This window comes from Streptomyces sp. CS113, assembly GCF_002188365.1.
Taxonomy (GTDB): Bacteria; Actinomycetota; Actinomycetes; order Streptomycetales; family Streptomycetaceae; genus Streptomyces; species Streptomyces tendae.
Map to the genome: position 1 here is coordinate 1744759 of NZ_KZ195574.1, position 23964 is coordinate 1768722.

The 23964-nt window shown below is 70.9% G+C and carries 26 protein-coding genes; 11 read left to right on the plus strand and 15 right to left on the minus strand.

What is annotated here, in order from left to right:
* Positions 1–14: 14 nt before the first annotated feature.
* The 4 genes from B9W62_RS07520 to B9W62_RS07535 form a co-directional block, all read right to left on the minus strand.
* Positions 15–809 (minus strand): ATP-binding cassette domain-containing protein, encoded by a 795-nt coding sequence (locus B9W62_RS07520; RefSeq protein ID WP_087806383.1) that lies wholly within the window; start codon positions 807–809, stop codon positions 15–17.
* Positions 806–1846 (minus strand): ABC transporter permease, encoded by a 1041-nt coding sequence (locus B9W62_RS07525; RefSeq protein WP_087806385.1) that lies wholly within the window; start codon positions 1844–1846, stop codon positions 806–808. The genes B9W62_RS07520 and B9W62_RS07525 overlap by 4 nt, the downstream gene beginning before the upstream one ends.
* Positions 1843–2847 (minus strand): sugar ABC transporter substrate-binding protein, encoded by a 1005-nt coding sequence (locus tag B9W62_RS07530; protein ID WP_087806387.1) that lies wholly within the window; start codon positions 2845–2847, stop codon positions 1843–1845. Before B9W62_RS07530 ends, B9W62_RS07525 begins: the two co-directional genes overlap by 4 nt.
* A 248-nt stretch (positions 2848–3095) precedes the next feature.
* Complete coding sequence (locus B9W62_RS07535) at positions 3096–3833, minus strand: myo-inositol degradation transcriptional regulator (protein WP_087811799.1); 738 nt, start codon at positions 3831–3833, stop codon at positions 3096–3098.
* 128 nt (positions 3834–3961) lie between these two features.
* Here B9W62_RS07535 and B9W62_RS07540 point away from each other — a divergent pair, with 128 nt between their 5' ends.
* Positions 3962–4975: a Gfo/Idh/MocA family protein gene (locus tag B9W62_RS07540; RefSeq protein ID WP_087806389.1), complete on the plus strand. Its 1014-nt coding sequence runs from the start codon at positions 3962–3964 to the stop codon at positions 4973–4975.
* A 32-nt stretch (positions 4976–5007) separates the two neighbouring features.
* On the opposite strand, the gene B9W62_RS07545 is transcribed toward B9W62_RS07540, so the two are convergent.
* Both B9W62_RS07545 and B9W62_RS07550 read right to left on the minus strand, forming a co-directional pair.
* Positions 5008–5688, minus strand: coding sequence for a response regulator transcription factor (locus tag B9W62_RS07545; protein ID WP_087806391.1), 681 nt, complete (start codon positions 5686–5688; stop codon positions 5008–5010).
* A gap of 84 nt (positions 5689–5772) precedes the next feature.
* Complete coding sequence (locus B9W62_RS07550; protein WP_179235383.1) at positions 5773–7041, minus strand: sensor histidine kinase; 1269 nt, start codon at positions 7039–7041, stop codon at positions 5773–5775.
* A 170-nt stretch (positions 7042–7211) separates the two neighbouring features.
* On the opposite strand from B9W62_RS07550, the gene B9W62_RS07555 reads away from it, so the two are divergent.
* Complete coding sequence (locus B9W62_RS07555) at positions 7212–7412, plus strand: hypothetical protein (protein WP_087806393.1); 201 nt, start codon at positions 7212–7214, stop codon at positions 7410–7412.
* 17 nt (positions 7413–7429) lie between these two features.
* Here the strand turns inward: B9W62_RS07555 and B9W62_RS07560 are convergent, their stop codons facing one another.
* Positions 7430–7825, minus strand: coding sequence for a guanyl-specific ribonuclease (locus B9W62_RS07560; protein ID WP_087806395.1), 396 nt, complete (start codon positions 7823–7825; stop codon positions 7430–7432).
* Between the two features lie 176 nt (positions 7826–8001).
* On the opposite strand from B9W62_RS07560, the gene B9W62_RS07565 reads away from it, so the two are divergent.
* Positions 8002–8784 (plus strand): SDR family oxidoreductase, encoded by a 783-nt coding sequence (locus B9W62_RS07565; RefSeq protein WP_087806396.1) that lies wholly within the window; start codon positions 8002–8004, stop codon positions 8782–8784.
* Between the two features lie 125 nt (positions 8785–8909).
* Here the strand turns inward: B9W62_RS07565 and alc are convergent, their stop codons facing one another.
* On the minus strand, positions 8910–10040 hold the full coding sequence (gene alc, locus B9W62_RS07570) for an allantoicase (RefSeq protein ID WP_087806398.1): 1131 nt from the start codon (positions 10038–10040) through the stop codon (positions 8910–8912).
* Positions 10041–10104: 64 nt separating this feature from the next.
* On the minus strand, positions 10105–11442 hold the full coding sequence (allB, locus tag B9W62_RS07575; RefSeq protein WP_087806400.1) for an allantoinase AllB: 1338 nt from the start codon (positions 11440–11442) through the stop codon (positions 10105–10107).
* Between the two features lie 251 nt (positions 11443–11693).
* On the opposite strand from allB, the gene allR reads away from it, so the two are divergent.
* Positions 11694–12515 (plus strand): allantoin degradation transcriptional regulator AllR, encoded by an 822-nt coding sequence (gene allR / locus B9W62_RS07580; protein ID WP_087806402.1) that lies wholly within the window; start codon positions 11694–11696, stop codon positions 12513–12515.
* Positions 12516–12540: 25 nt separating this feature from the next.
* Here the strand turns inward: allR and B9W62_RS07585 are convergent, their stop codons facing one another.
* Entirely contained in the window at positions 12541–12855 is a 315-nt protein-coding gene (locus tag B9W62_RS07585; RefSeq protein WP_087806404.1) for a DUF5955 family protein, read from the minus strand.
* 162 nt (positions 12856–13017) lie between these two features.
* On the opposite strand from B9W62_RS07585, the gene B9W62_RS07590 reads away from it, so the two are divergent.
* Both B9W62_RS07590 and aceB read left to right on the plus strand, forming a co-directional pair.
* Complete coding sequence (locus B9W62_RS07590) at positions 13018–13641, plus strand: nucleotidyltransferase family protein (protein ID WP_087806405.1); 624 nt, start codon at positions 13018–13020, stop codon at positions 13639–13641.
* 184 nt (positions 13642–13825) lie between these two features.
* Positions 13826–15448 (plus strand): malate synthase A, encoded by a 1623-nt coding sequence (gene aceB, locus B9W62_RS07595; RefSeq protein WP_087806407.1) that lies wholly within the window; start codon positions 13826–13828, stop codon positions 15446–15448.
* A 66-nt stretch (positions 15449–15514) separates the two neighbouring features.
* Here the strand turns inward: aceB and B9W62_RS07600 are convergent, their stop codons facing one another.
* Both B9W62_RS07600 and B9W62_RS07605 read right to left on the minus strand, forming a co-directional pair.
* Positions 15515–16429 (minus strand): HipA family kinase, encoded by a 915-nt coding sequence (locus B9W62_RS07600; protein WP_059300398.1) that lies wholly within the window; start codon positions 16427–16429, stop codon positions 15515–15517.
* Positions 16430–16525: 96 nt separating this feature from the next.
* On the minus strand, positions 16526–17155 hold the full coding sequence (locus B9W62_RS07605) for a TetR/AcrR family transcriptional regulator (RefSeq protein WP_087806409.1): 630 nt from the start codon (positions 17153–17155) through the stop codon (positions 16526–16528).
* 68 nt (positions 17156–17223) lie between these two features.
* Between B9W62_RS07605 and B9W62_RS07610 the strand changes: the two genes are divergently transcribed.
* The 3 genes from B9W62_RS07610 to sigJ all read left to right on the plus strand — a co-directional run bounded on the left by B9W62_RS07610 (position 17224) and on the right by sigJ (position 20054).
* On the plus strand, positions 17224–18099 hold the full coding sequence (locus B9W62_RS07610) for a ketopantoate reductase family protein (protein ID WP_087806411.1): 876 nt from the start codon (positions 17224–17226) through the stop codon (positions 18097–18099).
* A 171-nt stretch (positions 18100–18270) separates the two neighbouring features.
* Entirely contained in the window at positions 18271–19005 is a 735-nt protein-coding gene (locus tag B9W62_RS07615) for an SDR family oxidoreductase (protein ID WP_087806413.1), read from the plus strand.
* Between the two features lie 80 nt (positions 19006–19085).
* Positions 19086–20054: an RNA polymerase sigma factor SigJ gene (gene sigJ, locus B9W62_RS07620; RefSeq protein WP_087811801.1), complete on the plus strand. Its 969-nt coding sequence runs from the start codon at positions 19086–19088 to the stop codon at positions 20052–20054.
* 225 nt (positions 20055–20279) lie between these two features.
* Here sigJ and B9W62_RS07625 read toward each other — a convergent pair whose 3' ends face one another.
* Together B9W62_RS07625 and B9W62_RS07630 are read right to left on the minus strand one after the other, a co-directional pair.
* On the minus strand, positions 20280–20945 hold the full coding sequence (locus tag B9W62_RS07625) for a maleylpyruvate isomerase family mycothiol-dependent enzyme (RefSeq protein WP_087806415.1): 666 nt from the start codon (positions 20943–20945) through the stop codon (positions 20280–20282).
* A gap of 52 nt (positions 20946–20997) precedes the next feature.
* On the minus strand, positions 20998–21480 hold the full coding sequence (locus B9W62_RS07630) for an ATP-binding protein (protein WP_087806417.1): 483 nt from the start codon (positions 21478–21480) through the stop codon (positions 20998–21000).
* A 149-nt stretch (positions 21481–21629) separates the two neighbouring features.
* Between B9W62_RS07630 and B9W62_RS07635 the strand changes: the two genes are divergently transcribed.
* A complete protein-coding gene (locus tag B9W62_RS07635) occupies positions 21630–22472 on the plus strand; it encodes a helix-turn-helix domain-containing protein (protein WP_087811802.1) in 843 nt (280 codons plus the stop codon).
* Positions 22469–22714: a DUF397 domain-containing protein gene (locus tag B9W62_RS07640; protein ID WP_087806419.1), complete on the plus strand. Its 246-nt coding sequence runs from the start codon at positions 22469–22471 to the stop codon at positions 22712–22714. The genes B9W62_RS07635 and B9W62_RS07640 overlap by 4 nt, the downstream gene beginning before the upstream one ends.
* A gap of 63 nt (positions 22715–22777) precedes the next feature.
* On the opposite strand, the gene B9W62_RS07645 is transcribed toward B9W62_RS07640, so the two are convergent.
* On the minus strand, positions 22778–23932 hold the full coding sequence (locus tag B9W62_RS07645) for a cellulase family glycosylhydrolase (protein WP_087806421.1): 1155 nt from the start codon (positions 23930–23932) through the stop codon (positions 22778–22780).
* Positions 23933–23964 lie beyond the last annotated feature (32 nt).

Here is a 23964-nt window from a genome sequence, read left to right on the forward strand (position 1 = left end):
CGTTCCCCGCGCCCCTAAGAGGGGCGTTGCAGTTCGTGGCGTAGATCATCGAGCTCGTTTCCGCCTGCCATCTGCCTCGTCAGCTCGTCCAGGGTGATGTCCTCCCGCTCGTGGTTGCCCACCATGGTGCCGCGCTTCAGCAGGACGAACCGGTCCCCCACCAGGTACGCGTGGTGTGGGTTGTGGGTGATGAGCACGACACCCAGGCCCTGGTCGCGTGCCGCCGCCACATATTTGAGGACCACACCCGACTGCTTCACCCCCAGTGCCGCCGTCGGTTCGTCGAGCACCAGGACCTTCGCGCCGAAGTACACCGCGCGGGCGATCGCCACGCACTGGCGCTCGCCGCCCGAGAGGGTGCCGATGGGCTGGTCGACGTCGCGCAGGTCGATACCCATGCGCAGCAGTTCCGCATGGGTGGTGCGGCGCATGTGGTCGACGTCCATGCGCTTGAACGGGGCGACGCCCTTGCGCGGCTCGGAACCGAGGAAGAAGTTGCGCCAGACCGGCATGAGGGGGACGACGGCGAGGTCCTGGTAGACGGTGGCGATGCCGCGGTCCAGGGCCTCGCGCGGGGAGGAGAGGCGGGTCTCCTCGCCGTCCAGGCTCAGCGTGCCGCCGTCGTGCTGGTGCAGCCCGGAGATGGTCTTGATGAGGGTGGACTTGCCCGCGCCGTTGTCGCCCAGGACGCAGGTGATCTCCCCGGCACGGACCTCCAGGGACACGCCTTCGAGGGCGCGTACGTTGCCGTAGTTCTTGCTGACGCCGGACAGCTCGACGAGCGCCGTACGGCTTTCGGTCTGCGTCACTTGGTGGCCTCCGCGCGCTTGCGGACCCAGGCGTTGAGCAGGGTCGCGAGGAGCAGCATCGCTCCGAGGAAGAACTTGAACCAGTCCGGGTTCCACTCGGCGAAGACGATGCCCTTGCTGGTCATGCCGAAGATGAACGCGCCGACCGCCGAGCCGACGGCGCTGCCGTAGCCGCCGGTGATCAGGCAGCCGCCGATGACGGCCGCGATGATGTAGATCAGCTCGTTGCCGACGCCCTCGCCGGACTGGACGACGTCGTAGGAGAAGAGCAGGTGCTGGCCGGAGATCCAGGCGCCGAGGCCCACGCCCATGTAGAGGCCGATCTTGGTCCTGGTGACCGGGACGCCCACCGCGCGGGCGGCGTCCTTGTTGCCGCCGACCGCGAAGATCCAGTTGCCGGCGCGGGTGCGCAGCAGGATCCAGCTGGCGACGACGACCAGGGCCAGCCACCACAGGATGGTCACCTTGAAGCCGACGCCGCCGATCGTGATCGTGGAGGCGAAGACGTCCTGGGCGGAGGGGAAGCCCTCCATGTCGGCGATCGACTTGGTGGAGACGGTGCCGTCGACGAGCTTGGTGAAGCCCAGGTTCAGGCCGGTCAGCATGAGGAACGTGCCGAGCGTGATGATGAAGCTGGGCAGTTTGGTGCGGGTGAGCATGAAGCCGTTGAAGGCGCCGATCGCCAGGGTGACCAGCAGCGACACGCCGACGCCGACCCAGACGTTCGCGGTCATCTGGTAGCTGAACATCGACGACACCAGCGCCGAGGAGGTGACCATGACGCCCGCGGACAGGTCGAACTCGCCGCCGATCATCAGCAGCGCCACCGGGACGGCCATGATGCCGATGGTGGAGGCGGCGTAGAGCACCGTGCTGAGGCTGGCGGCACGCAGAAAGCTGTCGGCGAAGAACGCGAAGAAGACGAAGACGGCGATCGCGCCGACGACGGAGCCCAGCTCGGGGCGGCCGAGGAGTTTCCGCAGCGGAGAGGTCCGCAGAATCCTTTCGTCAGCCGTCTTCACCTGCGTGGCGTTCATCGCGTGCCCCGCTTCGTGTAGTCGGCCAGCGCGGCGGCGTCGTCCTTGGTGATGATCTGCGGCCCGGTGAGCACCGGACGGCCGCCGCCGAGGACGTCGGCGTTGTACCGGTAGAGCCACAGCAGGTCGACGGCCTCGTAGCCCTGGAGGTAGGGCTGCTGGTCGACGGCGAAGCCGAGGGTGCCGTCGGCCAGTCCGGCGGCCACCTTGGCGTTGAGGTCGAAGGTGTCGATCTCGGCCTTGCTGCCGGCGCCCTGCTTGGCCTTGACGGCGGTGTCGGCGTACGGGGCGCCGAGCGTGACGACGGCGTCGACGGACTTGTCGGTCTGGAGCTTGGCCTCGATGGCGGACTGCACGTCCGGCATGCTGGTGCCGTTGACGTAGAGCCGCTGGACCTTGCCGTCGAAGGTCTTCTCCACCCCGTCGCAGCGCTGCTCGTGGCCGACGTTGCCCTGCTCGTGGAGCACGCAGATCGCCTGCTCGCGGCCCCGCTCGTTCAGCTCCTCGCCCACGGCCTCGCCCGCGATGGTCTCGTCCTGGCCGACGTGGGTGAGGGCGCCGAACTCCTTGGACTCCTCGGAGCCGGAGTTCACCGTGATCACCGGGATGCCCGCCTTGTGCGCGCGGGCGAGGGCGGACTTCATCGCGTCCGGCTTGGCGAGCGTGACGATGATGCCGTCGACCTTCTTGTCGATGGCCGCGTTCACGAGCTGGGCCTGCTGCTGCGCCTCGTCGTCGTGGGAGTAGAGGAAGTTGATGTTGTCCTTGACCGCGGCCTGCTCGGCGCCGCTCTGGACGATGTCCCAGAAGGTGTCGCCGTCGCCCGAGTGGGTGATCATCGCGAAGGTCCAGCGGGGGGTGTTCACCGCCGCCCTGCCCTCGGCCGACGCGGCCTTGCGGGCGTCCTCGGCGCGCTTGCCGCCGGTGCTGCTGCAACCGGCCAGGGACACCGAGAGTGCCCCTGCCAGCGCGATGCCCACCCATGTCCGAAACCGTGCCACGAGGCCGTGCCCTTCTTGCTGTGCCGTGCTGTGCGCGCGGGGCCTGTCTCAGCCCCGGCCGGGTTCTGGAGACCCCAAACGCCCCATTGTCCGACACACAAGCGGAGCCTTTGCCTCCGGGGACCGGCCGAGGGTCACATTGTCCGGACATTGCGACGAACCCGCACGGCGGGAGCCGCCGAGGGGAGCCGCCCGCGAGAGACGGGAGCCGGCTGCGAGAGACGGGAGCCGCCTGCGAACGTGGCCGCTCAGGGCCGCACGAGCAGCTGGAACTCGAAGGAGTAGCGGGACGGCCGGTAGGTGTGGGTGCCGAACTCGACCGCGCGTCCCGTGTCGTCGAAGGTGGTGCGCTCCATCGTGAGCAGCGGGGCGCCCGCGTCCTCGCCGAGCCGCTCCGCCTCACCGGTGGTGGCGGCGCGGGCGCCGATGGACTGCCGGGCGCTGTGCAGGGTGATCCCGGCGGCACGCATCAGCCGGTAGAGACCGGTGGCCTCCAGCTGCCCGGTGTCCAGGTCGACGAGGCCGGGCGGCAGGTAGTTGCACAGGTACGCCATCGGTTCCCCGTGCGTCAGCCGCAGCCGCTCGATGCGGTGCACTTCGCTGTCCTCGGCCACGCCGAGCGCCGCGGCGATCTCCGCGGTGGCCGGTACGACCGTGTTGACCAGGACCTTCGTGGCCGGGCGCTGGCCCGCCGCCTCCAGGTCGTCGAAGAGTGAGCTGAGTTCCAGGGGGCGCCGGACCTTGCTGTGCACGACCTGGGTGCCGACGCCGCGGCGACGCACGAGCAGGCCCTTGTCGACGAGCGACTGGATGGCCTGGCGGACGGTGGGCCGGGACAGACCGAGCCGCGCGGCCAGCTCGATCTCGTTGCCCAGCAGGCTGCCGGGGGTCAGCGCGCCGTGCTCGATCGCCGCCTCCAGCTGCTGCGACAGCTGGAAGTACAGCGGCACGGGGCTGCTGCGATCCACGCTGAGGTCCAGCGACACGGTGGGGTCCACTTCTGGTTTCGGCACGGGCCGAGCGTAGCTCCGTGCGCAGATGACGGGAAGTTGTGTAGTTCGATTGTCCGGACATACGCATTGACAGGGAGCGGCCGTGAGCCCACTTTGATTCCATGCGCATCGGGGTCATCGGAACGGGCCGCATCGGCACCGTTCACGCCAACACGCTCAGCCGCCACCGCGACGTCGGGTCCCTGATCCTCACGGACGCCGACCTCACCCGGGCCCAGGACCTGGCCCACCGGCTGGGCGAGACGGCGGCACCGGGAGTGGACGAGATCTTCCAGTGGGGCGTGGACGCGGTGGTGATCACCACGGCGACGCCGGCCCACGCGGAGCTGATCGGCCGGGCGGCCCGCTCGGGCCTGCCGGTGTTCTGCGAGAAGCCCATCGCTCTCGACCTGCCCGGCACGTTGCAGGCGATCGCCGAGGTGGAGGCCGCCGGGACGATCCTCCAGATGGGCTTCCAGCGCCGCTTCGACACCGGCTACGCGGGGGCCCGGGAGGCGGTGCGGTCGGGGCGGCTCGGCCGGCTGCACACCGTACGGGCGGTGACGAGCGACCAGGCGCCGCCGCCGGCCGCGTACCTGCCGCAGTCCGGCGGGCTCTACCGGGACACCCTCATCCACGACTTCGACGTCCTGCGCTGGGTGACCGGGCGGGAGGTCGTCGACGCGTACGCCGCCGGGTCCGACGCCGGTCCGCCGGTGTTCCGGGCGGCGGACGACGTGGACACGGGCGCCGCGCTGCTCACGCTGGACGACGGCACGCTGGCGACGGCGACGGCGACGCGGCTGAACGGGGCGGGGTACGACGTCCGCATGGAGCTGGCCGGGGAGCTGGACCAGATCGTCGTGGGCCTGGACGACCGTACGCCGATCGCGTCCACCGAGCCGACCGGACCACCGGCCGCGGACAAGCCCTGGACCGGCTTCGTGGAGCGTTTCGGGCCCGCCTACGAGGCCGAGCTGAACACGTTCGTGCAGGTGGTGCGCGGTGAGCGGGCCAACCCCTGCGACGGGCGCGAGGCGCTGCATGCCCTGCGGATCGCGGAGGCCTGCGACATCTCCCGCCGCGAGCGGCGACCCGTGCGGCTGGCGGAGGTCCCCGAGGTGCTCGTCCCCTAGGGCCTGTCTGGACAGTTCCCGTCGGACAGCCCCTAAGGAGTGCCGTCCTGGTAGTCGTCCAGGAGCCCCGCGTCGTACGCCAGCAGGGCGATCTGGACCCGGTTGGCGAGATCGAGCTTGGCCAGGACGCGGGAGACGTGGGCCTTGACCGTGGCGACGCTCATGAAGAGGTGGGCCGCGATGTCGGCGTTGGCCATGCCGCGGCCGACCGCGACGGCGACCTCGCGCTCGCGGTCGTTGAGCACGTCCACGCGGGCACGCGCGCGCGTTCGCCGCGCGTCGGAGGCGGTGCCGGCCGCCTGCTCCATCAGTCGCCGGGTGACGGCGGGCGACAGGACGGGGTCGCCGGCCGCGACCCTGCGCACCGCGTCGAGGATCTCGGCGGGAGGGGTGTCCTTGAGGACGAAGCCGGCGGCACCGGCCCGCAGGGCGCGCAGCACCTGCTCGTCCGCGTGGAAGGTGGTGAGGACGACGACCTGGGGCGCGTCCGCCCGGCCCCGCAGCCGCTCGGTCGCCGTGAGGCCGTCCACCACCGGCATCCGGATGTCCATGAGGACGACGTCCGGGCGGGTGCGGTCGACGAGCGCCCCGACCTCGTCGCCGTCGGCGGCCTCGCCGACGATCTCCACGTCGTCGGCGCCGCCCAGCATGAGGGACAGTCCGGCCCGCACGAGCGGGTCGTCGTCGACGAGGAGCAGTCTGATCGCGGTCATGGGTCCTAGGTAATCACGGTCGGCGCGGGCCGAGTTCGCCCCGAGGTGACGGTCCCCGGCCGCCCTCGGCGCCGGGCCGCGGGCTCAGCGCCACGGCAGCCTCGCCCGTACCTCGAAGCCGCCGCCGGGGGTCGGGCCGTGCTCCAGGGTGCCGCCCGCCAGCGTGGCCCGCTCGGTCAGCCCGATCAGGCCCTGGCCCGAACCGGGCACGTGCGGCACCTCGCCCCGGGGCGGGGCGTTGCGCACCGACAGGGCGAGTCCGGCGCCCGGTGCCCCGCTGACCGAGACGGTGACCTCGGTGCCGGGGGCGTGCTTGCGCGCGTTGGTCAGCGCCTCCTGGGCGATGCGGTACGCGGTGCGGCCGACGGCGGCCGGGACCGCACCGGGGTCGGGCACGCGGTCCGCGAGGGTGACCTTCATGCCCGCCTCACGGGACTCGGCGACCAGCGCGTCGAGTGCCGCGAGCGTCGGCTGGGGGCGGCCGGCGTCGTCGGAGTCCGCCGCCCGCAGGACGCCGATGATCTGCCGCAGGTCCTGGAGGGCCTCGTGCGCGCTCTCCCGGATGACGCCCGCCGCCCGCGCGACCTCCTCCCGGGGTGCGTCGGGCCGGAACTCGAGGGCGCCCGCGTGCACGCTGAGCAGCGTCAGCCGGTGGGCGAGGACGTCGTGCATCTCGCGCGCGATGGCCTCCCGGGCCAGCCGCTGCGCCTGCTCGGCCCGCAGCCGCGCCTCGGCCTCGGCGTGCCGGGCGCGGTCGCGCAGGCTGAGCAGGAGCTGGCGCTTGGAGCGGACCAGCATGCCCCAGCCGAGCACCGTGACGGCGAGCAGGAAGGCGATGGCGAGGGAGGCGAGGAAGGGCAGCCCGGGCTCCGGGCGCATCCAGTAGTACAGGGGCGTCACGGCGAGGCTCGTGCCGCCGATCCAGGCCACGTACCGGAAGGGCCGGTGCACGGCGAGCGTGAACAGGGCGGCGAGGACGGCGCCGCCGGCGGTGGCCGAGACCAGGGAGACGGGCACCATGGCCACGGCCAGCCCGACCGGCCAGCGGCGCCGGAGCCAGACGGCGGCGCAGGCCAGCGCCCCGACCAGCTGGTCCGCTACGGCCATGGCGGGTGAGAGGTCCGGCTCCTGGTCCAGCGCGTCGGCGGCCAGCAGGCCGATGGTGACCGCGAGCAGGAAGCAGGCGAAGTCGACGACCCAGTCGCGTGCGGTGCGCCGGGGCCGGCCGCCGGGCCGCCGGGGTTGCGGGTACAGGTCCTCGACCAGCGCCGCCGGCAGGACCCAGCGCCGCTTCGCGAAGGCCGGGGGCACCGCGGGCACCGCGGCCTGCTTGTCACTGTTCACAGTCGACAAATCTACGCAGGGGCGGGGGCCGGGACGGCCGGGCGAGGGGGATCGCCGACCAAAGTCGCACGACCGGCGACTTTCGGCGCGCCGGGGCCCGCGTCCCGGCGCCTTCCGTCGGGCAGGACTCGCCCCGCGGCCGATGCGTGTGGGGGTACCGCGGGGCGAGAGTCGGGATCATGAAGGAATTGCTGGAGTTCCTGGGCCTGCTCGCCGTGCTCCAGGGCGCGATGGGCCTGGTGCACGAGTTCACCGACTGGAACCTGGGGCTGGTGCAGCGGATCGGATTCCTGGACGGCTACGAGGTCTACGCGAGCGTCGCGCTGCTCGCTCTCGGCGGCGCGCTGTTCGCCGCCGCCGAGAGCCGCAAGACCGGGTGACTCGGGCGGGCCGGGTCTCAGCAGCCGTAGTCGACGAGGTCGAACGACGCGTAGTGGTCGGCCGTGTAGTAGTCCTCCTGGTTCTCCTCACCGGTGACGATCCGGCGGGCGCCGCGCGTGTCGGAACCCGGCGTGATCACCGTGTACTCGTGGTAGTACCCGGAGGACTGGCTGGGCAGGATGCCCTCCCGGTTCTGGAAGACGGTCCCGTCCTGCTCGAACGGGTAGGGGCCGCCCTGCTCGATCAGGTCGAGCGTGTCGTGCGCCTGGGAGGGCAGGGCGCTGTAGCAGATGTCGCCGACCGCCGCGGGGGCGGCGCCGGCCGTGGTGGCGGAGACGGTGCCGCCCACGAGGAGGGCGGACAGGACTGCGGCTGCTGCGCCGAGCCGAGCGGCGCGTGGGGGGAATCGCATGGCCTCATGATGACGCGCGTAGATAGTGGCATGTCAATGACAAGACCGTGGAGTTTCCCGGGATGTCATATGTGTTTTCGGCGTGTTCACATCACCGTCGGCGCGGACGGCCGACCGGTCAGGTCGACGTCCGTTCACCGCCAGCGAGGGCGTGGCGGTCCCGCTGGGATGGACCCATGAACACGAACACGCATACACACTCGAACCCACTCGCTTCCACCGCCGCTCCGCTGGCCGGCCGTGCCGCCCTCGTGACCGGTGGCAGCCGGGGCATCGGCGCGGCGACCGTGCTGCGGCTGGCCCGGGAGGGCGCGGACGTGGCCCTCACCTACGTGAACGGCAAGGACGTGGCCGAGGACGTCGTACGGGCCGTCGAGGCGCTGGGGCGCCGGGCGGTGGCGCTGCGGGCCGACTCCGCGGACGCGGACGAGGCGGCGGGGGCGGTGGAGCGGGCCGCCACGGCGCTCGGCGGCGGCCTCGACGTGCTGGTCAACAACGTGGGGCTCGGTCTGCTCGGCCCGCTGGAGAGCCTCTCCCCCGCCGACGTCGACCGGCTGCTGGCGGTGAACGTCCGCGGCGTCTTCCTGGCCTCGCAGGCGGCCGCGGCCCGCATGACCGAGGGCGGCCGGATCATCACCGTCGGCACCTGCATGACCCAGCGGGTGCCGGGCCCCGGCGGGACGCTCTACGCGACGAGCAAGTCGGCGCTGATCGGGCTGACCAAGGCGCTGGCCAGGGAGCTGGGTCCGCGCGGGATCACGGCGAACATCGTGCACCCGGGGCCGATCGACACCGACATGAATCCGGCGGACGGCCCCTACGCGCAGGGGCAGGCGGCGCTGACCGCGCTGGGCCGTTTCGGCACGGCGGACGAGGTGGCGTCGACGGTGGCCTACCTGGCGACCGCCACGTATGTCACCGGTGCCGAGTTCGCCGTCGACGGCGGTCACGCGGCGTAGCCCGCTCCCGGGACGTGCGCGAGGCGCCCCGGGACCTGCGCGCGGGGCGCACCGGTGCTGTCCGGCCGGTGCGCCCCGCGGGTCGGTGAGCGGCGGCGGGTGGGCCGCCGCGGTCCGTGGGTGGGTCAGCCGCCCAGTTCCTGGTGGCGGGCGGCGAGGTGGGCGGCGCCGTCCTCGGTCAGGGAGCCGAACAGGCGCAGCCGGGAGATGCCGCCGTCGGGGAAGATGTCCACGCGCGCGTGGGTGCCGACGGCCGCCTCCGGCAGGACGAAGCGGTGGTTGGTGTCGGGCTGCATCCGGGTGCGCGGGAGCACCTCGCGCCACTCGCCGTCCTCACCGTCCTTCACCGACACCGACGCCCAGCCCGCGCTGTTGCCCTTCAGGTACGCCGTGTCGATCTCGATCGCGCGGATCTGCGAGCGGTCCACCAGGCGGTACTGGATCCAGTCGTTGCCGTTGTCGCGGCGGCGGCGGGTCTCCCAGCCGTCGTCCATCTTGCGGGAGCGGCCCGGCTGGATGGTGTTGGTCGCCGGGGAGTAGAAGAGGTTGGAGGCGTCCTCGACCTGGCCGCCGTTCTCCAGGGCGACCACGTCGAAGGTGCCCAGCGCGGTGAGCCAGGCGGGGTCGGGGACGACCTCGCCGTACACCCGCAGGCGGGCGATGCCGCCGTCGGGGTGCTGCTTGAGGCGCAGGTGGGTGAAGCGCTGCTCGGCCGAGACGGCGAAGCCGTTGGCGGCGTGGCCGCCGACCGGGGTGCGCGGGACGAGGGTCGTCCACTTCACGTCGTCCGCGAGGAGTTCCTGCGGGGAGGGGGAGCCCGCGACCGAGGCGCCCTCGACGGAGACGGCCTGCGGGTAGTTGCCGCGGAAGTGGGCGGTGTCGACGACGATGCCGCGGATGACGCCGGGGGCACCGAGGCGGATCAGCGCCCAGTCGTGGTCCTCCTCGGTGGGCCAGGGCTGCTCGGCCGAGACACCGCGGCGCCGGCGGGTCTCCCAGCCGTCCATGACCTTGCCCTTGTGCCCGAAGTGCTCGGGGTCGAACTCGGCGGGCTCGGGCACCAGCAGGTTCTCGCGCTGGGCGAAGAACTCGTCGTTGGCGGCGACGACACCCGCGCCGAGCTGCCGGTCGGCAAGGTTGGCGTACTGGGTGAAGGGGAGGTCGGCGGTGCGGTAGTCCGCGTACGGGTCGCCGCCTCCGTAGGGCTGGGCGTCGCCGGTGAAGCTGGCCAACGAGGTGTTCTGCTGGGCCGTCACGGTGATCAGGTGTTCCTTTCGGGGCTGTTCGGGGGGTACTGGGTTCAGGGAATGCCCGGGCACGTCAGGCCCGGTCGAGGAGCTGTCCCTTCGGGTCGGTGAACGCGCCGTCCGCCACGATGCGCTCGCCGCGCAGCCAGGTGGACTTCACGACGCCGTACAGGGTCTTGCCCGCGTACGCGGTGACGCGGTTGCGGTGCTGGAGGGCGGCCGGGTCGACGGTGAAGGTCTCGTCGGGGGCCAGCACGGCGAAGTCCGCGTCGTGGCCCGGCGCGATGGCGCCCTTGCGCGCGTCGAGCCCGACCAGGGCGGCCGTGCGCGCCGACATCCAGCGCACGATGTCCTCCAGGCCGAGGCCCCGCCCGCGGGCCGCGGTCCACATGGCCGGCAGGCTGAGCTGGAGTCCGGCGATGCCGCCCCAGGCGGTGGCGAAGTCGTCGGTCTTGAGGTCGGCGGTGGAGGGGGAGTGGTCGGTGACGACGCAGTCGATCGTGCCGTCCGCCAGCGCCTGCCAGAGCAGGTCCTGGTTGGCGGCCTCGCGGATCGGCGGGCAGCACTTGAACTCGCTGGCGCCGTCCGGCACTTCCTCGGCGGTGAGGGTGAGGTAGTGCGGGCAGGTCTCGACCGTCACCTGGACGCCGTCGGCGCGGGCCTCGGCGATCATCGGCAGGGCGTCGCTGGAGGACAGGTGCAGCACGTGCACGCGCGCGTTGAAGCGCTTGGCCTGCGCGAGCAGGGTCGCGATCGCGGTGTCCTCGGCGTCGCGCGGGCGGCTGGCGAGGAAGTGGGTGTACTTGGGGCCGCCCTGCTGCGGGGCGGCGGCCAGGTGGTGCGGGTCCTCGGCGTGCACGATCAGCAGCCCGTCGAAGGCGGCGATCTCCGCCAGGGACCGGGCGAGCTGCTCCTGGTCGAGGTGCGGGAACTCGTCCACGCCGGACGGCGACAGGAACGCCTTGAAGCCGAAGACGCCGGCCTCGTGCAGCGGGCGCAGGTCCTTGACGTTGTCCGGCAGGGCGCCGCCCCAGAAGCCGACGTCGATGTGCGCCTTGTCGGCGGCCACCTCGCGCTTGGTGCGCAGGTTGCCGACCGTGGTGGTCGGCGGGATGGAGTTGAGCGGCATGTCGACGAGGGTGGTGATGCCGCCGGCGGCCGCGGCGCGGGTGGCGGTCCAGAAGCCCTCCCACTCGGTGCGGCCGGGGTCGTTCACGTGCACGTGGGTGTCGACCAGGCCGGGCAGCACGACGTGGTCGCCGACGTCCTCCAGCCGGGCGCCGTCCGGGACGGGTGCGTCGTACGGCAGGACCGCCGTGATCTTCCCGCCGGTCACCGCGATCGACGCGGCGCGTGTCCCCTCGGGGGTGATGACGCGCGTCGAGCGCAGCACCAGTTCAGCTCCGGACACCCGAAACCCCTCATTTCTGCCGCCGAGTTTTTCAACGTTCTGTTGAAGTCTCCTGTCGCAGGAGTCTTCATTCCCGCCTCCGTGCCGTCAAGAGGCACCCTTTGTGCGGGCATGCCCACGGCCCAGCCCTGGACGTTTCCACAAAGCGGAATTAGAATTCCAGCAAGCAGAACGTAGCTACGTACAAGCCGGTAGTCAACCGGCCGCCGGGTACGCTTCTTTCCTCCCGCCAGCCCCGAAAGGAACGTGCCGTGCCGACGTCCAGCGCCAGCACCACCGACTCCGCCAGGTCCGCCACCGGTGGCGTCCAGTCCCTGGAGCGCGCCTTCGACCTGCTCGAACGGATGGCGGACGCGGGGGGCGAGGTCGGCCTGAGCGAGCTCTCGGCGAGCAGCGGGCTGCCGCTGCCGACCATCCACCGCCTGATGCGGACGCTCGTGGCCTGCGGATACGTGCGTCAGCAGCCCAACCGCCGGTACGCGCTCGGCCCCCGCCTGATCCGCCTCGGCGAGTCCGCCTCCCGGCTGCTGGGCACCTGGGCGCGCCCGCACCTGGCCCGCCTGGTCGAGGAGACCGGCGAGACGGCGAACATGGCGCTGCTCGACGGCGACGAGATCGTGTACGTCGCCCAGGTGCCGTCCAAGCACTCGATGCGCATGTTCACCGAGGTCGGCCGGCGCGTCCTGCCGCACTCCACGGGCGTCGGCAAGGCGCTGCTCGCGGACTTCCCGGCGGACGAGGTACGGGCCCTGCTGGGCCGTACCGGCATGCCGGCCGCGACCGACAAGACGATCACCACGCCGGACGGCTTCATCGCGGCGCTCGAGGACGTGCGGCGCCAGGGCTACGCGATCGACGACAACGAGCAGGAGATCGGGGTGCGCTGCCTGGCCGTCTCGGTGCCGGACTCCCCCACCGCCGCGGCCATCTCGATCTCCGGTCCCGCGGGCCGCGTCACCGAGGCCGCGACCGACCGGATGGTGCCCCTGCTCCAGCAGGTGGCGGCGGAGCTGTCCCAGGCCCTGCTGACCTCGAACGGCGCGAACGGTTCGAACGGCAACCCGGCCGCCTGAGGCGGCACCCTCCCGCGCACGCGGCTCAGCGGCGCGGCGGGTCCCCGAAGAGTTCCACCGCGTGACGGACCTCCGTCAGCCCCGGCTTCAGGGCGCTGACGGAGCCGATGGCACCGGCTATCAGCAGCAGGGAGCGGCGCAGCCGCGACGCCTCGGGGACGCCGTGGCCGGCCATCGCGGCGAGGTCGGCCAGCTCGTCCTCCGCGATGCCGCGGTCCGGGAAGTCGGCGGGCAGCAGGGCGAGTTGGCGGCGCAACCGCGCCACCGCGGTACGCAGCGCCACCACTCTCACGTCCTCGTCGCCGACGGTCACGTGCCTCTGCCCCAAGCTCCGCAACACAGCCCTCCCCGCCCTCCCCCTCGCACCCCGTTGTGCGCGGGCCAGTAAACGCCACCCCGCACCGGACGCGCCAGCGCGCGGACCGAAATTCAGTCTCCGGAAAGCCTCCGTGTACCCCGCGCACGCCGGGGCGTTTGGCGAGCCGTCAGGTATGCAGGACGCATGACCGACAACGAGGCCCTGACAGAAGACCAGGTGGGCGACCGGGTGGCGGGACTGCTGCTGGCCGCTGGGGGCGGCCGGCGGCTCGGCGGCCGCCCCAAGGCACTGCTCGAACATCGTGGACACCCGCTCGTCGAACACGCGGTCGGCGCACTGCGGGCAGCCGGCTGCGCGCGCGTGCACGTCGTCCTGGGGGCGCGCGCCGAGGACGTACGCGCGCGGGCGGCGCTCGACGGCTGCGTCCTCGTGGACAACCCCGACTGGGAACAGGGCATGGGCTCGTCCCTGCGGGCCGGGCTCCACTCCCTGACCGGGACCGGAGCGCGGGCGGCACTGGTCTGCCTGGTGGACCAGCCCGGTATCGGCGGGCAGGCGATGGCCCGGGTGCGCGCCGCGTACCGGGACGAGACGTCGCTGGCCTCGGCGGCGTACGGGGGCGTGCGCGGCCATCCCGTGCTGCTCGGCGCCGCGCACTGGGCGGGGACCGCGGCGACCGCCACCGGGGACCGGGGTGCCCGCGCCTATCTGAGGGAACACGAGGCGGAGATCGCCCTCGTCGAGTGCGGGGACGTGGCACGGCCGTACGACATCGACACCGAGGCGGACCTGGTCCACCTTGAGTGAGGGAGATGGCACCGAGCGCCACCTTCCCTCGACCCGGAGAATCTCGACGTCAACAAACCATTGAAGTTCCACGATGAGGAAACTACTATCCACTGACCAGAAGCACTCCGCTGCACGGCGAGTGCGTAATGCCCCATACGCACCCTCTGGCACCCGGTGCCACCGCTGAAGGAAGTGACAGCTCATGTCCGCACCAGCGCCGTCCACGCTGGCCATCGTCGACGCCGAGCCCCTGCCCCGGCAGGAGGAGGTCCTCACCGATGCGGCGCTCGCCTTCGTGGCCGAGCTGCACCGGCGGTTCACGCCCCGGCGTGACGAGCTCCTCGCCCGCCGTGCGGAGCGCCGCGCCGAGATCGCCCGCACCTCCACGCTCGACTTCCTCCCCGAGACCGCCGCGATCCGCGCGGACGACTCCTGGAAGGTGGCCCCCGCTCCGGCCGCGCTGAACGACCGCCGGGTCGAGATCACCGGCCCCACCGACCGCAAGATGACCATCAACGCGCTCAACTCGGGCGCGAAGGTGTGGCTCGCGGACTTCGAGGACGCCTCCGCGCCGACCTGGGAGAACGTGGTCCTCGGCCAGCTCAACCTGGCCTCCGCCTACACCCGCAGCATCGACTTCACCGACGAGCGCACCGGCAAGTCCTACGCCCTGCGCCCGGACGCCGAGCTGGCGACGGTCGTCATGCGTCCCCGCGGCTGGCACCTCGACGAGCGCCACCTCCAGGTCGACGGCCGCCCCGTCCCCGGCGCCCTGGTCGACTTCGGCCTGTACTTCTTCCACAACGCGCAGCGTCTGCTGGACCTCGGCAAGGGCCCGTACTTCTACCTGCCGAAGACGGAGTCGCACCTGGAGGCCCGCCTGTGGAACGAGGTGTTCGTCTTCGCGCAGGACTACGTCGGCATCCCGCAGGGCACGGTGCGCGCCACCGTCCTGATCGAGACGATCACGGCCGCGTACGAGATGGAGGAGATCCTCTACGAGCTGCGCGACCACGCCTCCGGGCTGAACGCGGGGCGCTGGGACTACCTGTTCTCCATCGTCAAGAACTTCCGTGACGGCGGCGCCAAGTTCGTCCTCCCGGACCGCAACGCGGTGACGATGACCGCCCCGTTCATGCGGGCGTACACCGAACTCCTCGTCCGCACCTGCCACAAGCGCGGCGCGCACGCGATCGGCGGCATGGCGGCCTTCATCCCCTCCCGCCGCGACGCCGAGGTCAACAAGGTCGCCTTCGAGAAGGTCCGCGCCGACAAGGACCGCGAGGCGGGCGACGGCTTCGACGGCTCCTGGGTGGCCCACCCCGACCTGGTCCCGATCGCCATGGAGTCCTTCGACAAGGTCCTCGGCGACAAGCCGAACCAGAAGGACCGCCTGCGCGAGGACGTCGACGTCAAGGCGGCCGACCTGATCGCCGTCGACTCGCTGGACGCCAAGCCGACGTACGCGGGCCTGGTCAACGCCGTCCAGGTCGGCATCCGCTACATCGAGGCCTGGCTGCGCGGCCTCGGCGCGGTCGCCATCTTCAACCTGATGGAGGACGCGGCCACCGCCGAGATCTCCCGCTCGCAGATCTGGCAGTGGATCAACGCGGAGGTCGTCCTCGACAACGGCGAGCAGGTCACCGCCGACCTGGCCCGCAAGGTCGCCGCCGAGGAGCTGGCGAACATCCGCGCCGAGATCGGCGACGAGGCCTTCGCGGCCGGCAACTGGCAGCAGGCCCACGACCTGCTGCTCACGGTGTCGCTCGACGAGGACTACGCCGACTTCCTGACGCTGCCGGCGTACGAGCAGCTCAAGGGCTGACGCCGCACACGCGCCATGGTCCGCGCCCCCGGTGCCGCAGCACGGCACCGGGGGCGCGGACGTGTGTCAGCCGAGGTGGACCGACCAGTCCTGCTCAGCGGGCGGCTTGCCGTGCAGGTCCGGGACGCGCTTCAGCCAGTCGGGCCGCCCCCGCTGGGTGCGCGCCGCGCGGGCGGCGTTCTCGGCGGCGAGTTCCTCGCGGCTCGGGAAGCCGGTGGGCAGCCACTGCCGGGAGGCCCGCACGCGCGCGTGCAGGTAGTCCACGTAGGCGGCGCGCACCTTCTCCGGCGTGTCGAGGTCGCCCTCGCAGGTCAGCCAGGTCTCCGGCACCCGGCCCACCACCTCGCCCAGCAGCTCGCGCGTCACCTTCGGGGCCAGCTCGGCGTCGGCGGCCGGGAGGTCGGGCGCGTAGTGACCGAGGGCGTGGTGGCGGAAGTCGTACGCCTTCTCGGGCGGGGAGGCGCCCCAGCGGTGGTGGAAGACGAGGGCCGCGCCGTGGTCGATCAGCCACAGGCGCGGCGGTGCGGTGCCGAGGGTGGGCCAGACCATCAGGTTGGAGCTGTGCACCGTCCGGTCGACGTTCACGGTGAGGGCGTCCAGCCAGACGACCCGCCCGGCCTCCCGCGCGTCCACCGGGAACACCTCGGCCAGCTCGGGCGTGAAGTCGGCGCCGCCCGACAGGTAGTCCATGCCGAGGTTGAGCCCCGCGCTGGCGTGCAGCAGGTCCCGCACCTCCTGGTGCGGCTCGGCCTCCGCGATCGCCGGGTCGAAGTGCGCCAGCACCAGCTCCGGCACCCGCAGCCCCAGCTCCCGGGCCAGCTCCCCCACGACCACCTCGGCGACCAGCGCCTTGCGGCCCTGCGCGGAGCCGGTGAACTTCAGGACGTAGGTGCCGAGATCGTCGGCCTCGACGACGGCGGGCACGGAGCCGCCGGAGTGCAGGGGCTCGACGTAGCGGGTGGCGGTGACTTCGGTGAGCATGGGACGAGCATATGGACGCACGCGCCCGAGCGCGGAGGGCACCCACGCCGTCCCGGGACCATCCGCTCCCCCGCCGCCGGCGTCTGTCCTGGGTCGTCAGGTCCGGGTCGGTGGCGCACTCATCGCTGCCGTCAGGAACGTGATCGCCCATCGCTGGGCCGCCTCGCCCGCGGCCGGTGACGCACAGCCCGGGGAGGGCTGCTGGTGGACCTCGAGGCGGTCGACGGCCGTCACGGCAAGGATCCCCCGCATCCGGAACCGCAGCTCCTCCGGGGAGAGGCCGGGCAGGACGCGCGCGAAGGCCGCGAGGTAGCGCTCGCGGACCGTGTCCTCGCCCGGGCCGGTCCAGCTGCGCGCCTCCTCGGCCGGGTCGCTGAGGATCGTCACGATCAGCCGGGACGTCCGGGCGCCGCCCGCGCCGCCGGCCGACATCTCGTCGAACAGCGGCCCCGCGAACGCCTCCACCAGCTCGCTGACCGATGGGTCGGGGGTCCGGGCGAGCAAGGAGTCGAGCCTTGCGCACTGGGCCGCGTTGATGGGCTCGATCACGCGGCGGGCGACCGCGGCCATCAGCTCCGCCTTCGACCCGAAGTGGTAGCCGACGGCGGCGAGGTTCGCTCCGGCGAGTTTGGTGATCGCGCGGATCGAGGTGCCGCGGTATCCGTGCTCGGCGAAGAGGTGCTCGGCCGCGTCGAGGAGCTGGGTGCGGGTGTCTGGGGTCGCCACACGCAGGACTCTACATATGTTGAATGAAACGAACGTATGAATCAATCGGACGTGTGAAAGAGGCTGTCATGAAGCTGCTCGTGTACGGCGCCGGGGTCTGCGGCAGCCTGTTCGCCGTCCGCATGCACGAGGCCGGCCATGACGTCTCGCTCCTCGCCCGGGGCGGGCGCCTGACCGCTCTGCGCCGGCACGGCGTGCGGCTCGCCGAGGGAGACGGCCCGGCTGTCAGGCGGGTACCGGTACCGGTGATCGAGCACCCGGACGGCGAGTACGACCTGATCACCGTCTTCGTCCGCACCCACCAGGTGGACGCGGTACTGGAATCACTCGCCGGCGTTCGAGGCGACGTGCTGTTCCTGCTCAACTGGGCGGCCGGCCCGGAGCCGCTGAGCGCGGTGATCGGCCACGAGCGGGTGCTGCTCGGCTTCCCCATGACGGGCGGCACGATGGACGGCGACGTGATCCGCTACCGCAGGAGCAGTTTCCTCACCCGTCGGGTCGCGATGCCGATCGGCGAGCCCGACGGCCGCACCACCCCGCGACTGGAACGGATCGTAGAGACCTTCCGTACCGCCGGGATCAACGCCAAGGCCGAGCCGCGGATGGACGCCTGGCTCAGGACGCACGCCGCATTCGAGGTGCCGCTCGGACAGGCGGTCCACGCGGCGGGCGGCCCGGTGGCGCTGGCCGACGACCCGGACGCGGTCCGCGGCACGCTCCACCTCATCGGGCAGAACCTCGCCGCGATGGACACACCGCCGGTACCGCGCGCGTTCGCCGCGTTGCGGACTCTGCCGCAAGGGCTCCTCGTGGCCGTGCTCCGGCGCTTCCTGAAGAGCCCGACGGCCGTGCACAGCGGGCTCAACGACCCCTCGCCCGCCACGGCGGCCGAACTCGAGCGGCTGACCGAGCAGCTCCGCGGACGGCAGCCGCTGACCTCATGACCGTTTCGGTAACGATGACGTGCCCGGCCGATCATGCACGGAGCCAGATGACGGGGCTTCGGCGGTCGCGAGGGGGCGACGAGACTCCGCCGTCGCAACCTCACATTCTTCCGGCCTGCGTCGTCATGTTGCTGAGGGCAGCGACTGGTGCCCCGGAACGGAGTACGGAAAATGAAGGTTTTCATCGCTGGTGGGCGCGGCCGCGTGGGGTCCCTCCTTGCTGACAACCTGGAGGCCAAGGGCATCGAGGTGGTCTCGGGAGGGCTTGAGGACGGGATCGACGTCATCTCGGGCAAGGGGCTGACCGAGGCTCTCGCCGGAGTCGACACCATCGTCAATGTCCTCAACACCCCCCGCTTTGATGCGGAGGGGGCAATCTCGTTCTTCGAGGGAGCGATCAACAACCTGACTGCGGAGGGAGAGCGGGCAGGCGTGCGTCATCACATCGTGCTCTCCATCGTCGGCGTTGGGCAAGGGGACGCGTCTGAGGTCGGGTACTACCTCGGCAAGGTGGCGCAGGAAAAGGCCGTGCGATCCGCTTCGATCCCCGCCACCATCATTCGGGCCACCCAGTTCCAGAGCTACATTCCTGTCCTCATCGACCAGCACACCGTGGACGGCAAGGTTATTGCTCCAAGGTCATTCGTCCAGCCCGTCGAGCTGGACGAAGTCATCGAGCTGCTCGCCGAGGCTGCCACAACGCTGGAACCGGGAAGCGAGGTCGAGATCGCCGGACCCGACCGCTTTTACCACGACGACCTCTTCCGTGCCACTCTGGCTGACCGCGGAGACGAGCGTGAGGTGGTGACCGTGGACGCGGAAGGGGCACCCGACGTCATGGTTCCGCGCGGCGCGTACCGGACAGGCACTGTGCGGTACCCGATTACAGGGATCCCCACCGCCTGAATGCGATAGTGAAGGGAGGAGGAACGCCTGAGCGCCAGGCAATGGGCTGGGCGCTGCACTCCAATGGGAAGGGTGCCCCCATGCCGGAAGACACTCCTGCGGAATCCGCCGAGTTCGGAGGAGCCGAGGGTGATGAATCAACAGCTCTCGATTCAGTCATGGCAGAGCGACATCGCCTGCTGTCGCTGGCCTTTCGCATGATGGGCACCCTGGCCGATGCCGAGGATGTCGTACAAGAGACATATGTCAGGTGGTACCGCCTCGAGCCCGAGGAACGCGACAGCATTGCCGTGCCCGCAGCATGGCTGATGCGAGTCGCCAGCCGCATCTCACTCGACTTGCTGGGTTCCGCGCGGGCACGACGGGAGATGTACGTCGGGCAATGGCTACCGGAGCCCGTTCCGGCCGACCTTTTTGCAGACACAGCGAAGGCGCCACTGAACTCCGGTAGTTTTGCTGCTGATCCGCTCGATCGCGTCACCCTCGATGATGCCGTCAGCATGGCACTACTGACGGTTCTCGAGGCCATGACCCCAGCGGAGCGAGTGACGTTCGTGCTGCATGACGTGTTCGGCGTCCCGTTTGACGAGATCGCTGGCGTCGTAGGTCGTTCAGCGGCAGCGACAAGACAATTGGCAACGTCCGCACGCCGTCACGTTCGACGAGGAAGACGCGCACGGGTTTCTCCCCACCAGCACGATGAGGTTGTTCGGGCTTTCCGTGACGCAACTGTCGGAGGGGACATCGAGGACCTGCTCCGCGTGTTGGCTCCAGACGTCGAACTACGAGTAGACGGCGGTGGCTTCGTCAATGCCGCACCTAAGGTCATCCACGGGTCGAATCACGTAGCCCGGTGGTTCCAGGGAGTCATGCGCAAACAGCCCGGCCTCCGCCTTGAACGACGCGAAACAGCTGACGGTCTCGGATACATTCTTCGAGACGAAGAGCGCCGATACGGAATGGTCACATTCGACGTCAGTGGTGAATGCGTCACGAACGTGTGGCTCATGCTGAATCCAATGAAGCTGACGAATTGGCCACTCGACTGACTGATCGTCTCAGACTGACGACCTACCCAGGCCAGGCCGGTGCTGGAGAAGATCCGCTTTGCGAAGTCCGGCCGGGGCGGGCCGCGCACGAAGCCAAACGGTGTCACGGCGGACGTCCACCCGGCTTCGACGAAGAGCGGTACAAGAAACGCAACCGCTGCGGCCTTTACCAATCCGGCTCCGCACATGGTCGCCAAAGCAGCTCCCAGCCGAGCGGGGACGCGTTCACGGCGTGCGGCAGCGGTCGCGGAGGAGTTCCACACCGTCCCCTTCGAGGTCGTCGCAGTACGTCTCGCGTCCGGTCATGGCCATCACCAGGGCCATGGTGGGGCCGAACACGACAGGCCCGGAGCCGGTGGTGAAGGGCCCGTCGTCCGCGGCCAGTCTCAGCCCTTCGATGCGCTTCTTTGCGACGACCACGAGGTCCGAGCCCCGGTAGTACTCGGCCACACGCGTGACGACGTCGACCGGGTAGTCGTGCCGGATGCCCAGCGGACGCCGGATGTCCTCACCGTGCACCAGCGTCTCGCCCAGCATGGCGATGACGGGCAGGGGCGGCTTGGTGGTGCTCGGCACGACGCGCCGGAATCGGGCGAGCGTCTCGGCCGGATCCGCGCCCAACTGCTCGGCCAGCCGCACGGCCACCTGCTTGTCGAAGTCGAACCGGCAGCGGATCACCCCCGCGAACCAGCGCACGGTGTTGAGGCTCGCGCCCGCCGTGAGATGTGCCAGCACCTCGCGCACCGTCAGGCCGGCGCACAGCGACGGCGTCGCCCACTGCTCGCCGGTCAGCTCCGCGAGATCGGCGGCCAGCGCCGCCCGCTCCGTACGGATCAAGGGCCAGACGCCCGTCCCTTGGCCGCGTTCCGCGGTCAGCTCCGGATCAGTCATGCGGGAAGGTCTCCTGTCGTCATCTCACGGACCGGGGTCGTGAAGGAGACTCTCATTCCCGCGCGAAGTCATCGGCCGTGCGGGATCTTTGGTCGCGAGGCGGCAGATCCAGTTCCGCGCGGACCGTCTTGCCGACGGGTACGCGGTCGAACACGCCCCACCGGTCCGCCAGCGCGTCCACGAGCAGCAGCCCCCGCCCGTGCTCGGCCTCCGAGGCCGCCGTGACCGCCGTGACCATCGGGCGGCGCTCACCCCGGCTGTCGGACACGTCGATCCGCAGCGTGTACGCGTCCAGCCGCAGCAGCACCTCGATGTCCCGCCCCGGCACCCGCCCGTGCGTCACGGCGTTCGCCGCCAGCTCCGCGACGAGCAGCGCCGCCGTGTCGGACAGCGCCGAGCCGTACGGGACGCCCCACGCGTCCAGACGGTGCACGACGAGATGCCGGGCCAGTCGCACGCCGCGCGGAGTGGAGCTGAACCGCTGGACGAACACACGCGCGGTGACCGGGAGTCGGGGAGTGGAGGCTGGTCTCATGCCACCCATCCCACCTGGGGTGACGCCGTCCCACCAGATCCGCGACCGGTACGCACGGTGAGCGTACGGGTGCGGACGGTGGACAGTAGGAGTAACCGTCCGTGACCATGGGCCCGTTGAGTGGGCGTGACGGGTGGGAGGTGTCCCGGATGACGGACGGTACGGGCGGCGCGGGTGAACCGGAGGCGTCGGACAGCCTCAAGGCGTTCGGCGAGGTCGTCAAGGCCTTCCGCAAACGGGCGGGGCTGACCCAGGAGGAGTTCGCGCCACAAGTGCGGTACTCGGTTCCGACGGTGGCCTCCATCGAGCAGGGGCGGCGGTTCCCTCCGGTGGACTTCGTGGAGCGCGCGGAGGCAGCCCTCGACGCGTTCGGCGCGCTGCGAGGTGCGGCACGGCACCTGTCGCGGCAACCGGGGCTGGCCAGCTGGTTCCGGCAGTGGGCGCGGTTCGAGGCGGAGGCGGTGAGTCTGTATACCTATGAATGCCGGGTGGTACCGGGCTTGTTGCAGACGGAAGGGTATGCGCGGGCGGTCTCGTTCAGCGTGCCGCCGCTGCCCGCCGAGCAGGAGATGAACGACCGGATCGCGGCGCGCATGGCCCGGCACGAACTCCTGGCGACGAGCCGGAACCCGCCGACGGCGTTCAGCTTCATCGTGGAGCAGGCGGTCCTGGAGCGCGGCACCGGTGGCGAGGAGGTGACGCGCGAGCTGTACGACCACCTGCTCGGCGTGATCGAGCGCCACTGGAACGTGGAGCTGCAACTGATGCCGCTGCGGCAGCCGGTGCATGCAGGGCTGGACGGCCCGTTGCAGTTGGCGGAGACGCCGGACAACCAGTGGTTCGGTTACTCGGAGGGACAGAAGAACGGGCGGCTGATCACCGATCGTAAGGAGATCAGCGTGCTACACCAGCGCTATGCCAAGATGCGTTCACAGGCCCTGACCCCCGAGGACTCCGTGGGCCTGTTGAGGCGAATGCGAGGAGCGCTATGAACACGTCCGACCTGGCCTGGTTCAAGAGCAGTTACAGCGGCTCCGAAGGCGACAGCTGCGTCGAAGTGGCGATGGCGTGGCACAAGTCCAGCTACAGCAGCGGCAGTCAGGGCGACTGCGTCGAGGTCGCCTCCTGCCCTGACACCGTCCACGTCCGTGACTCCAAGGTCCGGCACGGCGACCAGCTCACCGTCTCCCCCACAGCGTGGACCCGCTTCCTCACGTACACGACCGACCGCTGACCGGCCGCCCACTGGAAACGCCCCGCCCCGGAACTCCTGGGCGGGGCGTCGCCGTCGGTCGGGTCAGTGGTCCGCCGCGCTGCCCCGGACGACGCAGGACCGGCTGTTCTCCCAGCCCCACCCGTCACCGTCCGGGTCGGACGCACCGCCGTTCACGCAGTACGGGTAGCCGTTGGGCGCGGTGCCGTCCGTGCTGCCGCCGCCACCGCCGTACACGGTGGCCGTCCTGGACGTCGCGGCGATGCCGTTGCTGCCGTAGAAGATGCGGTTGCCCCAGCTCGTCAGCGAGTTCGGGTCGAAGCCGTTGACCATGTCGAGGTACTCGACGCCGCCGCCGTTGCCGCTCCAGGACCAGCCGAGGTAGCCGACGCCGAGGGACTGGGCCGTCGCCATGATGGCGTCCTCGTCGGGATTGCCGTCACTGTGCTGGTCGCCGAACTCGCCGACGACGATGGGCAGTCCGTTGCCGACGAAGGCGTTCAGGCAGTCCCGCACCTCGGCGGCGGTGTCGTAGACCCCGTACATGTGGATCGAGAAGACGGTGTTGCGGTCGGGGTCGGAGGCCAAGACCGAGGCCGCGTTGGACCGCATCGTGCCGGACCAGTCCTGGCCCCAGTTGGGCGCGTCGACCATCAGGGCGTGGTCGAGGCCGGCGCCGCGGAGCTTGCCGATGGCCGACTTGGTCGCGTCGGTCCACGCGGTGTAGTTGGTGTTGCCGAAGGGTTCGTTGCCGATGTTGACGACGACGTAGTCCTCCTGATTCTCCAGCGCGCCCTTCACACTGACCCAGTAGTCGGCCGCCTGGTCCAGGCTGGTCGCGGCGCCGTCCTCGCCGTAGCCGGTCGTGTCGTGCACCTCAAGGACGCAGATGACCTTGTTGGCCTTGCACTGGCCGATGAGCGCCGAGACCTCGGACGCGCTCGTCTTCGTCCAGCGGCCACCGCTGCTGAGCACGACGCGGACGGTGTTGGCTCCCTTGGCCGCGATGTCGGCGATGGAGCCGGTGCGGTCGGGATACCAGGTGTAGGCGTGGTTGACCCCGCGCATGACGAACGCGTTGCCGTTGCCCTCGACGACACGTCCGTTGCTGACGTGGATGCCACCGGCCGCGGCCTCCGCCCTTCCGGCGGAGGGACCGGCGAGTGCGAACAGCAGGCCCAGAACGGCGGCGAACGCCATCCCCGCGGTCGTGATCAGCGTGCTTCTTGGCTTACGCATGTGTCTCCTTCGATGGCGGGCGAACATGCACC